This is a genomic window from Levilactobacillus fuyuanensis, from assembly GCF_003946395.1.
Lineage (GTDB): Bacteria > Bacillota > Bacilli > Lactobacillales > Lactobacillaceae > Levilactobacillus > Levilactobacillus fuyuanensis.
The window spans coordinates 1-12,789 of sequence record NZ_RHNZ01000005.1 but is presented as its reverse complement, the minus strand read 5'-3'; the positions used below and the strand labels follow the sequence as shown (position 1 = coordinate 12,789).

11 protein-coding genes are annotated in these 12,789 nt (G+C 46.8%); 4 read left to right on the top strand and 7 right to left on the bottom strand.

Annotation, left to right across the window (positions count from 1 at the left end; genetic code table 11):
- A complete protein-coding gene (locus EKM73_RS03095) occupies positions 1-993 on the bottom strand; it encodes a D-isomer specific 2-hydroxyacid dehydrogenase family protein (protein ID WP_125700531.1) in 993 nt (330 codons plus the stop codon).
- A gap of 101 nt (positions 994-1,094) precedes the next feature.
- On the opposite strand from EKM73_RS03095, the gene EKM73_RS03090 reads away from it, so the two are divergent.
- Complete coding sequence (locus EKM73_RS03090; protein ID WP_125700530.1) at positions 1,095-1,766, top strand: histidine phosphatase family protein; 672 nt, start codon at positions 1,095-1,097, stop codon at positions 1,764-1,766.
- On the opposite strand, the gene EKM73_RS03085 is transcribed toward EKM73_RS03090, so the two are convergent.
- From EKM73_RS03085 to EKM73_RS03070, 4 genes are all read right to left on the bottom strand, one after another.
- A complete protein-coding gene (locus EKM73_RS03085; RefSeq protein ID WP_125700529.1) occupies positions 1,763-2,644 on the bottom strand; it encodes an aldose 1-epimerase family protein in 882 nt (293 codons plus the stop codon). The genes EKM73_RS03090 and EKM73_RS03085 overlap by 4 nt on opposite strands.
- Before the next feature lie 49 nt (positions 2,645-2,693).
- The gene (locus EKM73_RS03080; protein WP_125700677.1) at positions 2,694-4,322 is read right to left on the bottom strand and encodes a mannitol dehydrogenase family protein; all 1,629 of its coding nucleotides are present in this window, start codon (positions 4,320-4,322) and stop codon (positions 2,694-2,696) included.
- 396 nt (positions 4,323-4,718) lie between these two features.
- Positions 4,719-5,378: an HD domain-containing protein gene (locus EKM73_RS03075; protein WP_125700528.1), complete on the bottom strand. Its 660-nt coding sequence runs from the start codon at positions 5,376-5,378 to the stop codon at positions 4,719-4,721.
- Position 5,379: 1 nt separating this feature from the next.
- On the bottom strand, positions 5,380-6,027 hold the full coding sequence (locus EKM73_RS03070) for a TetR/AcrR family transcriptional regulator (RefSeq protein ID WP_164508842.1): 648 nt from the start codon (positions 6,025-6,027) through the stop codon (positions 5,380-5,382).
- A 174-nt stretch (positions 6,028-6,201) separates the two neighbouring features.
- Between EKM73_RS03070 and EKM73_RS03065 the strand changes: the two genes are divergently transcribed.
- Positions 6,202-7,101 (top strand): ABC transporter ATP-binding protein, encoded by a 900-nt coding sequence (locus EKM73_RS03065; RefSeq protein WP_125700526.1) that lies wholly within the window; start codon positions 6,202-6,204, stop codon positions 7,099-7,101.
- A gap of 5 nt (positions 7,102-7,106) precedes the next feature.
- Positions 7,107-8,747 (top strand): ABC transporter permease, encoded by a 1,641-nt coding sequence (locus EKM73_RS03060; protein ID WP_125700525.1) that lies wholly within the window; start codon positions 7,107-7,109, stop codon positions 8,745-8,747.
- 395 nt (positions 8,748-9,142) lie between these two features.
- On the opposite strand, the gene EKM73_RS03055 is transcribed toward EKM73_RS03060, so the two are convergent.
- Together EKM73_RS03055 and EKM73_RS03050 are read right to left on the bottom strand one after the other, a co-directional pair.
- Positions 9,143-10,330 (bottom strand): acetate/propionate family kinase, encoded by a 1,188-nt coding sequence (locus EKM73_RS03055; protein WP_125700524.1) that lies wholly within the window; start codon positions 10,328-10,330, stop codon positions 9,143-9,145.
- A 91-nt stretch (positions 10,331-10,421) separates the two neighbouring features.
- Complete coding sequence (locus EKM73_RS03050; RefSeq protein ID WP_125700523.1) at positions 10,422-11,003, bottom strand: TetR/AcrR family transcriptional regulator; 582 nt, start codon at positions 11,001-11,003, stop codon at positions 10,422-10,424.
- 252 nt (positions 11,004-11,255) lie between these two features.
- Here EKM73_RS03050 and EKM73_RS03045 point away from each other — a divergent pair, with 252 nt between their 5' ends.
- Complete coding sequence (locus EKM73_RS03045) at positions 11,256-12,650, top strand: YhgE/Pip family protein (RefSeq protein WP_125700522.1); 1,395 nt, start codon at positions 11,256-11,258, stop codon at positions 12,648-12,650.
- Positions 12,651-12,789 lie beyond the last annotated feature (139 nt).

Genomic DNA, 12,789 nt, shown 5'->3' with positions numbered 1-12,789 from the left:
CTAGGCTAAAGTACTCGTTAATTCACGAACCAACGGCTTGTTGGCAACAATATTCTTCACATCGCTGACACACTTTTCACCCATACCGTGAAGACATTCGTAGGTGTAAGCGGAGGTATGTGGCGTCAATAAGACGCGGTCGTTTTGCAGTAATGGTGAGGTTGCACGAACAGGTTCAACTTCAACAGCATCAGCAGCGTAACCAGCAACTTTACCAGACTTGATCCCGTCTAAGAGGGCCGTTTCGTCGATGAGGGCACCACGCGCGTTGTTGCACAGGTAAACACCCTTCTTCATCTTGGCGATCTTCTTAGCATCGATCAAATGGTAGTTACCATCGTTCAAAGAAGCATTCAAAGAAATGTAGTCAGCCTTTTCCAACAAAGTATCCAAGTCAACGCGTTCAACGTTGTGGCTCTTCAACCAGCCAGCTGGGGCCTTAGGATCTGGATCGTTAACCAGAATAGGACCACCGAAGACACTGAATAATTCAGCAACCCGGCTACCAATGTTCCCACAGCCGATAACCCCGAAGGTCTTGCCAGATAATTCATTACCCATGAATTCAGCACGGTCTTCGTAACGGTCATCACGTTCGCGTTCTGCGGATTGAACCGTCCGACGAACTAAGGTCATCAAGTTAGCCAATTCGTTTTCGGCAACGGAGTCACGTTCAACCAATTGTGGCACGATAGCCACCTTAGTCCCGTGTTCCTTAGCGGCCTTGATATCAACGTTGTTGAAACCAATCCCGTGACGGGAGATCAATAAGGTTTCGTCCTTGTTGTCGAAGAATTCCTTGTTAAACATTGGCGTAACGGAAGCGATGATAATGTTGTAGCCATCGAGTTCCTTAGCTAATGACTTACCATCGATGTCGGTTGGAAGCATGAAACGCTTAACTTCACCGATTTCTTCGATTTGTTGCCAGTGTTCCTTGAAGACTTGTCCAAAACTACTTGAGTTAACCACCGCAATTTTATATTGTGCCATTTTCCAAAAACCTCCAAAATAATTAAATTCAAATTCAATCTTACACCTGTAGCTTCCAAAGATGCGTATAATATTGATAGACATCTGCTAGGAGGCTAATTATGAAAACCATCACTATCGACTTCGTTCGCCACGGTCAAACCATCTTCAACACCATGGATAAACTCCAAGGTTGGGCTGATTCACCGCTAACGGCGGACGGCATCGCAACTGCCGATCAAGTCGGTCAATTGTTGCAAGATACCAAGTATCAAAGCTACCATTCATCCGACCTCAAACGCGCCATTGATACGGCTAAACATATCATCCAACCGAATCACTTCCTTCAGACAGAACCCGAACAACACGAAGATTTTCGTGAAGTATTCTTTGGTTCCTATGAGGGCTTGGACTTTCACCAAGCCTGGATGGCAGTCGGCAAGGATCAGCAGCTAGGCTGCAAGACCCAAGCCGAAATCATCCAGAGATACTCGTTTGACGTTGCCCGAGATGCCATGCACGCCGCGGACCCCCGTCATCTTTCAGAAGACGGCGCCACGTTCAGCAGTCGCGTCGACCGCGGGATTCAGGAATTACTCACTGAAGCTCACGACGGCGACCGCCTCCTCGTGGTGACCCACGGCACCTTGATTCGCTCGCTGGTGCTGCGGTATGGTCCGGACTTTGACGCCCTCGGCAATTACCCGGCCAATGGTGGGATTACCACCCTAGTCGCACAGGGAACGGATGCTGGTTTTACCGGCAAGGTCACTGCCTACAACCGCGTTAATTAAGCCTTGATATGCATGGTGTATGCCATGGTTGCCGTTTCACCAGCAGCCACGTGATGGTTGCCTTCCTTACTCTTCAGCTCACGTAAGTCCCCTGAAACATCTGGCAAACCATTGAATGGTTCAACACAGAGGAATGGTGCGTTGGCACCTTCCTTGGTCCAGAGCGTCACGTAGTCAAAGTCTTGGACATCCAAAGTAATGGATTGGCCGCTGACCTTAGACCGTAACGTCACATGTTCCAGGCCTGGTGCGTTCAGGATAATCAAACCGGCATCAAACATCGGATAGGTCAAATCAATCACGCCATCTTCATTCTTGAACGGTAAACTCTTGCCGCTCCGGAATGGATTTGGCGTTTTTACGATTTCAAAGTTGGTTAAGTCTTTAGGTGCCGGCGTTAACGCAACTTGGTAGTCCGTAAACTTCTCGCCATCTGCGAATGGAACGTTGAATGCTGGGTGAGAACCGAGTGAGAAGGAAAGGTCCTTCGAATCATGGTTCTTGACGTCGAACTTCAAGTGTAAGCCATCGGCCGTTAAGCTAAAGGTCACTTGCAGTTCAAAATCAAAGGGATACATTTTTTTCGTTTCGTCGGTTGCCCGGGCTGACAAGGTCACAGCCGAGTCAGTTTGATCCAGAACGGCGAAAGTCAAGCCACTAACGAACCCATGTTGAGGCATTTCGAATTTCTTGCCATCAATCAAGTAGCTGTCTTCGTTTGAACGACCAATTGCCGGGAATAATACCGGCGCATGTTTTGGCCAGAGATCGTTGTTCCACATTAAATCACGACCTGTAGTCTGATCTACAAAATGGGTTAACTCGGCTCCAACTTCATTAATCGCAACCCGAAAGCGACTGTTTTGAATGGTGATCATAAAAATTCACTCCTCATGTGTTCTATGTGTGGCGATCATTAATTATCTATTATTTAGCGTGCTTTGCTAAGGCGTCTTCGATGGTCTTAACGATAGCACCCTTACCAGCGATCATTTGGCTGAAGTAGTTTTCAACTTTTTCACCCAAACCAACAGCGTAAAGGTCTTGACCGAAGATAGACGTGTTGTTCAAGACATCCTTCAAGTGGGCGTGAACGTCAGTAGGTTCGCCTAACTTGATGTCACCAACGTACTTCTTCAAGTCATCCATCATAGGATCTGGACTTGGTTCGAAGGCTTCACCTTCATCGTTGACAGCCATCAGGTAACGGAACCAGCCGGCAATCGTCAATGGAATGAATTCCAAAGTCGAAGGATCAAAGCCGTCGCGGTCAACGTATTGCTTGATGGTTACCCCGTAACGAACTGGAATCTTCTGTGACGTATCGGTAGCGATCCGTTGTGGCGTATCAGGAATGTAAGGGTTAGGCAAACGCTTCGTAACCAATTGGTCGATGAATTCCTTAGGGTTGATAACCTTAGGATCCGTAACAACTGGTAAACCTTCAACGTAACCGATTTGCTTGATAACACCGACCAGGTCCTTGTTTTGTAATTCGTCAGAGATTGACTTGAATTGCAGAACACTACCAAAGATAGCTAAGGACGTGTGCAGTGGGTTCAAGCAGGTCGTAACCTTCATTTCGTCAGCTTCGCCAACCGTCTTACGGTCAGTTAAGATCACACCGGCGTCTTCAAACTTTGGACGACCATTAGGGAAGTTGTCTTCAACAACTAAGTAGTGGACTTCTTCAGTGTTGGTGAATGGTGCAATGTTGGTGTGCTTTGGTGTATGGATGATCTTGTAGTCATCGAAGCCAGAGTCTTTCAACTTAGCACTAACTGTTTCAGATGGGTTTGGCGTGATCCGGTCGATCATGGAAAGTGGGAAGCTAATCTTCTTGCTGTCTTGTAAGTAGTCTAAGAAGTCTTGGCCCACGAAGCCATTTTCTTTCCAGCCCTTGGCAATCGTCAAGACACTGTCCTTTAACTTATCCCCATTGTTGGAGAAGTTATCAGTACTCATCAGAGTCAATGGCGTTGCGCCGTTTTGGAAACGACCTAACAGTAAGGCAACTAAGCCAGCCATGTTCCCCTTAGGTGCTGCTGGACCAGCGGCCAAGTCAGCCTTGGTGATGTCATTCAAGTCACCAGCAACCGTCTTTAAGTTGTAACCCTTTTCAGTAATAGAGAAGGAAACAACTTGCAGTGAAGGTGCCTTGAAGATTTCTTGCATCCGTTTCCAGTCAGCTTCACGAGCTGGCGTAGCGAACAATGCTTCAGTAACTGAGGCAAACAATTCTTTGTCAAAGTTACCATCAGCCTTAGTAACGACCCGTAAGATCCGGTCGTTGAATGGCTTGTAGACACCATCAACAACTGAGTCATCGTAGGTATCAGCTACGATAACACCAGAATCCAATTCGCCTTTTTCAATTAAAGTGTTGGCGATGGATGCATGGAATGCCCGGAACAAGTTACCCCCACCAAAGTGAACCCAACGTGGGTGTTCGTTTGTTGCCGTCCGTAATTTGTCTTGATCATAAGTAGGAACCGTAATTCCGGCTGCCGCAAAAGCCGCCTTGTTGTTTAAGTAATCATCCGTTAATTTAACCATCTGAAACCGCCCTTTCATTTGTCAAAGTCTCGAACTGTCAAATTCAACTAATGGTCGAACCCATCAGCGCTGTCCAACTAATATACTAGTATGACAGTGTAACCGATTTCATAATACAATATTCTCAGGAATTGTCAACTATTTCAATTTAACTAAAGTGGGTTTAACCTTATTACACCGCATCTTCAAGAAAAATTGTAAAGTTTACGTCTTGAAAATATTTCTTTGGCACGAAAATATCTAGTACATTAGTTATGTACGCGTTTAAGTTAGCGCTACCAATTCAATCCTCATCAAAATGTTAACGTGAACATTGCGTACAGTCATAGTATATCACTTGCTATAGAATCTTTAAATCCCTAACTTTGACTTCCCGGCAAATAAAAACGCGAAAGCCTATGCCTCCGCGTTCCATTCTGCTTTATACTCTGCTAAAAAGTCTAACATCACCTGTTGCCGGTGTTCGGCAACATCTTTAGCCGCTGACGTGTTCATGAGGTCCTTCAGCGTGAGTAACTTCTCGTAAAAATGATTAATAATGGTTTCGTTATTTAGATTACGGTATTCGGCATGCGTCATCTCGGTCCGGGGCTTAACGTCTGGATCATAAATTTTCTCGCCAAAATGGCCACCGAAGTAGATGGCACGAGAAATTCCAATAGCACCAATGGCATCTAGTCGATCTGCATCCTGAACGATTTGGCCCTCGATTGGTAGTGGCTTGGCCGTGCCATCTAACGTTTTGTGGTAAGACATGTTATCCATGATCAAGAAGATCATATCGACTTGAGCGGTTGTAAACCCCTGCTGGGCCAAGAAATATCGTACTTCTTGACTAGCCTGGGCCGTATCGGCAACCAATTTTTCATCGATGACATCGTGGAGATAGGCCGCCGTCACCGTTACCACTCGGTTGGCTTCAGGATAGTACTGTACCAAGCGATCTGCTAGTCCCACGACCCGTTGGATATGATCGAAACCGTGGCCGGTCTCATCATCTCCCATTTTGGCCTGCGAAAACTCTTTAACGGCATTTAAAATTTCTACTTCTGTCATATCAGTTAGTCTGCTCCTTTGTGGGTTCATCGTCATTGGCAGGTGGATCGCCAATAAAGCCATAGAAAAACAAGTGCATGAGTTGATCCGCATACTTCTTGTACTCCGTGGCGCTGCCGACCAGTGGATGACTCGTCGGTGCGCTAAAGTATTGCACATACATATCCAAATACATGATCAGGGCTTTATCGGTCAGTGACGGCGCAATCATCCCCGCCGCACGACCGCGAGAAATAACGCTGTCCCAAAAACGTTGTTTACCATCCTGGTAGGCTTGATACGCCTCATCGTTACCCAATCGGCCGCCCATATCATCCGCAACGAATTGATAAAAGTCATCGCTCATCTCACCAGCATAGGTAGTCTTCGTGGTAATCATGAGCTGAATCAACTCCCGAAACGACCGTGAATGATCATCGACCATACGCTGATAGTCGGCGTATCCGGTCTCAATCAGTGCCAAGACGACTTGATGTCCCAAGGTTAACTTGCTATCAAAATACTTATATAAAGTCACCTGAGAAACCTGCGCCTCTGCCGCCACATCCTTAATGTGGGTCACCTTAAAACCATCCCGCATAAACAACTTGCCGGCCGCTTTTAAGATATTTTGTCGCTGCTGTTCTCGTCGCTGTTGATTCGTCGCCACATTTTTCACCACCCTTTTTAAAACATTTACTGCTGTTAATTTTAGCATACCTCATTTCAGAAGAGTTTTTAATTTTAGTGAACTATTTTAGAAAAATAGTTCACTTTTCTATTGACTTCCAGTAGACGGGGGCTTACGATGATAGCGATTTAGAAACCGTGAGGAGGGATTTATATGACGAACGAACCAGTCTTACAAATTAATCATCTTCAAAAAAAATTCGGCCACTTTGAGGCCTTAAAGAATATTACCTTCGATGTCCACGCCGGAGAGGTATTTGGCTTTATCGGACCAAACGGTGCTGGTAAGTCGACCACCATTCGGGTCTTACTCGGTCTCATCCGGGCAACCGACGGAAATGCCACAATCTTCGGCCAAGACGTTTGGTCGAACAGTGTCGCGATTCATCGCCGCTTAGCATACGTTCCTGGAGACGTCTACCTCTGGCCTAATCTCACCGGTGGGGAAATTATTGACCTCCTGCTAAAGGTGAATGGCACACAGCATTCCTCTAGAACTGATGAGCTAATCAAACAGTTTGGTTTAGACCCGACCAAGAAGGCCCGGACTTACTCCAAAGGAAATCGCCAAAAGGTAGCACTGATTGCCGCCTTTTCCCAGGACGCAGACTTTTACATTTTCGATGAACCCACGTCCGGCCTTGATCCGCTGAATGAACGACAATTCCAAATGGCCGTTCTTAATCTGAAGCAACAGGGTAAGGCTGTTCTCCTATCCAGTCACATTCTTTCAGAAGTTGAACGCATGTGTGACCGCATTGCCATCATTCGTGAGGGCACGATCATTGAAACGGGAAGTCTTGCTGAAATGCGGCATCTGACGCGAACTGTCATCAACGTTACCTTGAAGACACCACTTGATTTGACTCAACTTGCAGGCGTTCACAACGTTGAAGCCGGACAGCATCCAAATGAATGGCAATTTTCAGTCGAAGCTAAGTCTCTTCCCGCAGTCATGGCGGCCTTAACGGAACACCATATCATGGCTCTGCAAAGTACGCCACCAACCCTAGAAGATCTCTTCATGCACTACTACACAACGGAAAAGGAGTGAGGGCGATGACAACTCATTTTTCCCGTACCGGTCGCTTAACCGGACTGGCCCTACGCCGTGACCGCTTTAAGATTCTCATTTGGATTCTAGTTCTCGCTGGTCTTATGGTGGGTGTGGCTTACAAATTTACCGATATTTTTGGCACGCAACATGAGATTGCAGCCATCAAGGACACGCTGAAGAGTCCTGCCATGGTCGCGTTGTTGGGGGCATTTAAATTTACAAACAATCCATCGACTGCGCAGATCTTCTCTACCGAAATGGTCGTCTTCATGGCAATTGCACAAATCATCATGAACATTATGCTTGGCATTCACGCAACACGGGGCGAAGAAGATCAAGGCATTACCGAGTTAGTTCGCTCACGAGCTGTGGGGCAACTGGCACCATTGAGTGCTGCGGCCTTAGAACTTATCATCGTAAATGCGATTATCGCCGTCATCTATGGCGCCGGCTTAGGGTTCTCCGGAATGCATGGCATGACGACTGCCGGTAACTGGGCCGTGGGAATCGGACTAGCCGCTGTCAGTCTCGTCTTTGGACTACTAGGATTGGTCGCCGCACAGCTCGCCGATCATTCCGCTAGTGCTACGGGACTAACCTACGGATTGTTCGGTCTGGCCTACATCGTCCGGATGATGACCGATGTTCAGAATCCCGATTACACCTGGTGGTCACCACTTGGTTGGGTCGAAAAAATATCACCCTTCTATCATCTCAACTGGTTACCCATCGCCTTATCTCTAGTCACCGCCATAATCCTTTTCTTTCTCGCGGCAAGTATCAACCTGAATCGTGACCTTAACGCTGGTGCTCTGGCAACACGACCAGGTCGGCGCACGGCATCTAGCTTTCTACGGGACCCTGCTTCGCTACTGTGGCGGCGCGAACACAACGTTATTATCGGGTGGATCATCGGTATCGCTGTTCTTGGTATGACCTACGGTAGTATCTACAACACTGTTGGTGATATGCTGAAAACCAATCCGACAATGCAACAGGTATTTGGTGCCAATGTCTTACACGAAGCCAATCATGCGATGTTAGTCAACTTCACATCAACGTTAGTCGTTCTAATGGCCGCGGTGGCCGCTATTCCTGGTATTCAGCTCGTTTACAAGCTTTACAGTGATGAAACGAATGGCTGGTTAGAATCCCTATATGCGCGGCCGCTCTCACGAACCCGCCTTTTCTTCAGCTACGTGATCACTGGTATTCTGAGTAGTCTCGTTACCTTTGTTGGTGCCATCAGTAGCCTGATTTTCGTTGGAAATGCAACGCTTGATCATCCTAAAGATGGCTTGACGATGTTTGAATTCTGGCAGTCTATCTGGGGACAATTGCCAGCAATCTTGGTCTTTATCGGTATTGCCGTCACTATCATTGGTTGGTGGCCACGGATTCGTTCCCTGAACTGGCTGTACTTGGGACTCGGCTTCATTAGCATTTACATGGGTGGCATGCTCAAGCTGCCAAAGTGGGCGCAGCACCTGTCCCCGCTCGGTTGGATGAATAAAGTCCCAACCAATAAAGTCCCAACCCACGATGTGGAATGGGCCAACTTCAGCTGGATGTTAACACTCAGCCTAGCGCTGATTCTACTTGGTTGGTGGGGCTATCGCCGACGCGATCTACACATGAGTTAACTTTCAATTCTGCAATATTAGCGAACGGAATCCTCACAGTTGGATTCCGTTTTTATTTTGCTTGTTTTGGTAGACTAAGCATACGGGTTTTTACGCATGATAGCAAGGGTTAATTGTTCATAATATTATTTATATTTGGATATTATAATACTTGTCGTTCAAGCGGCTATTTCTATGCAATTTATATTTAAATTAGGATCATCTAAACCCCTAAATAGAATAATGAAATTGTTGTCGTATTTTCGGTAGCAATCAGTTATGCTGGGTCTATGCCATCCCATAGGCAAAATCCTCGTATCATCTTGGCTCTTAGTCCACGTCATGATACGGGGATTCCTTTACCCATAACCGTTACCCTAATACAAAAAGTCCGCCATTAAGCGGACTCACACTTATTAAGTTGTTAACCGTGTAACATCACGAACAATCATAAGTTCTTCATTCGTTGGCACCACGAGCACCTGAACTGGACTCCCCTCAGGACTAACAACCCGTTCTTTGCCCCGACAGTCGTTCTTAGTCGGATCAATTGTAATACCAAAGTAAGCCAACTTGTCCACAATGGCCTGTCGCATTTCGATTCCATTCTCACCCGATCCTGCAGTAAAGACAATTGCATCTACACCACCCAGCTCAGCAATATAGCTCCCCACGTACTGAACCACACGACTCACGAACATATCGAGAGCTAGTTTGGATTTGGGTCGGTCAGCCTGTGTTTGTTCCAAGTCACGTTGATCCGACGACAATTCTGATATACCCAATAGGCCAGATTTATTGTTCAAAATCGTAATCATTTCTGGCATTGTCTTCTGTAACTTCTCAGCTAAGAAGGCCACCAGTGAGGCATCAATGTCGCCTGAACGTGTCCCCATCATGACGCCTGCGAGCGGGGTAAAGCCCATCGACGTATCCAGAGCCTTACCATGATCAAACGCCGTGATGGACGAACCAGAGCCCAAATGGAGCGTAATCAGTTTCAAGTCAGATAATGGTTTGTCTAACAACTCCGCCGTTCGCATTGCCACGTACCGATGGCTGGTTCCGTGAGCCCCATACTTTCGCGCACCAAATTTTTCATAGTAATCATAGGGAATACTGTACATATAATTCACAGCTGGCATCTGCGCATACAGCGAAGTATCAAAGACCGCCACTTGTTGAGCCCTCGGCAACAGCTGTGTAAACACTTCAATATAATAAGCTTGTACCGGGTTATGCAGCGGTGCGTAATCCTTGAGTGCCTTGATTTGCCGTAACACAGTTGGCGTGATAACGGCAGAATCCTTGAAGACTTCACCGCCCGCAACGATCCGGTGACCCACGCCCGTAATTTCGCTCAGGTGCGACAAGATGCCATACGACTTTAAACGTGTTAACACCATTGCCGCAGCCAATTTATTGGTAATGTTGTCCTGCGTTTCCGTGAATTTCTCACCGTTGGCCAGTTTAACTTTAAACAACGATCCCGGTAAATTTAACCGGTCAACCATCCCCGAAGCAATCACTTGCTCCTCAGGCATCGAAAATAGTTTCCATTTCAGTGTGGAACTTCCCGCATTAATTGCCAATACTTTAGCCATGAGCCGCCTCCCAAGCGTGATTTATATCTTAACACTCACAGTTTAGCGAACCCCATAACCGTTTACAACCGAAACGCTGCAGAACTTTCACTCAGTCATTAGCCGTTCCGTGCATCAGCTGTTGCGGCGACAACTGGCGCGTTCGGGTAAAGAGCGCGTAAGCCTCAGCAGGTGACAGAATTGCTGGTTGGCCCAGCCAATAGACAACGTAATCGAGGACGCCCTGCGCCACGAGTTCTTGAGCAAAATCTGTTGGGACTTCTCTATCAGGCTGCCCCGTGACCGGACCGAGAACTTCCATGATCAACTGTTTCACTTGTTGATCCAATTGTGACGCGGGACTCTGAAAGAGGATAGCGACGAGCGTTCGTTGTCGATAGAGATACGCAAATAAGCGCTCAAAAGCATTCGGCATCGGTTCGGCCATTATTCCCAACACCGGCTTCGGATACTGACTAAATATCGTCCGAATCTGCGCAACAATTTCATTTTCATAATGCGCTAACAGATCGAACTTATCCACATAATGTAGATAGAAGGTTCCACGATTAATTTGGGCTTCTCGTGTCAGTAATTGCACGGTCAGTCGCTCGAAGCCAACACGTGTCATCACTTTAATAAACGCCCGTTGTAACTTAACTTCCGTTTCCAAACGCTTCGTGCTCGTTTCCATTTTCCATCACCTCAACAGTTTGTTGATTACCCTCCCATTAAAAAACTTCTTGGCCTCGACGACAATCAACATAACTCTTGATTCTGTCGCTAGTTATCTGAGTAACCTTAGTTTGGTCTTTACTGGCTTTTCAGAGTAATTTTGATCGCTGCCTCCCGACAACTGTCATCAAACTGTCGATTGAATTACCTTTTACATTTTCGTATTCTGAGGACGTTCAATCAACAGGTCGTTGATAAGGGGGAGATTTCAATGTTAATGAGTGAATGGCATTACCTACTACGCCATAAAATAAGCTTAGTGGTGCTCGTCATGATTGCCTTAATTCCGGCAATCTACTGTTACCTTTATCTGTCATCTATGTGGAATACCTACGGCCATACCGATGATATTCCAGTAGCCATCGTCAACCACGATCGTGCTGTCCACGCCCACGGCCAAACAATTGCCATTGGACAAAGACTGACTACCAACTTGAAGCATACTAAAGACTTAGACTTCCACAAACTTTCAGCTGCTACCGCCCATGATCATTTAAAATCTGGCAGGCTCTACCTCGTCGTCACAATTCCAGCTGATTTTTCTCATAACGCAATAACTCTACTCACACAGCATCCCCAACGCATGCAACTACACTACAGTTTGAATTCTGGCCAAAATTTCATTGTGTCTAAGATGACCACTGGCATAGCGAGTGCTATCACCACCAAAATCAATCGTGACGTTATCCGTTTGAATAGTCAAATTTTACTCACAGCGCTTCACAACGCTAGCGTTGGTATGCGTCATGCCGCACGAGGAAACACGCAGTTGGTTCAAGGAACGCAACAGCTCCAGCAAGGCAACCAACGATTACAAGCCGCAATGACATCCATTTCCAACGTTCCCTTAACAAAAGGTTTGTTTACCACAGGTGCCGGTCTCAATCATATTCAATTGGGTGCCTCCACCTTAGCAACCGCGTTAAGTCTCGGAAGTACCCATTTACAAGCAAACCACACGTCCTCTACGAACGCCAATGCCATTGCCCAACCTGTCACGTCCACTAGTCATGACATCGCTAAGGTTCCCAACAACGGAACTGGTATGGCACCATTTGCCATCGCCATTGGTCTCTACGTCGGTGGCATCGCGCTTGGCACAATGTACGATGCTGGCGAATGGCACCGCAAACCTCAACTGGCGATTACCTGGTGGGGGAGTAAAGCCGCTATTATTGGGGGTGTCGCTCTGATTCAAAGTAGTCTCTTGTTTGGTACGCTACGTTTAGCCAATAACTTAAAGGTTCAATCTCAGGCGGCTCTATTCTGTGCCATTCTCCTAGGATCACTGCTCTTCCTGTCACTAATCTTTTGCCTCCGAATTCTCTTGGGCGGGTTCGGCACATGGCTGATTTCAATCGTACTCGTTCTCCAATTGGCCAGCTCTGGTGGTCTCTATCCCACAGCACTCGTGAGTTCCCTAGCACAGCATCTCAATCCATGGCTACCCATGACCTATCTCATTGACTTGCTTCGTTCTGCAATCTCCACCAATGTTGATACCAACACGGCTTGGGGATTGATTCTACTCATGATTATTGGCTTCAATTTACTCATCATCCTAAGGTTCCATCTGCTACTCAAACGCGATCCATTAGCTAATTAGTTTCTCCAAAGTCTCCACTATTAGCTCCAGCCAATAGTGAGGACTCTGCCGTCAAATCCTCAAATAAAAACCACCCGTTGAACGGGTGGTTTTCTCGAGGGCTATAAGCCCTGGGTTACTGGCCAGCGTCTCAAGGCGC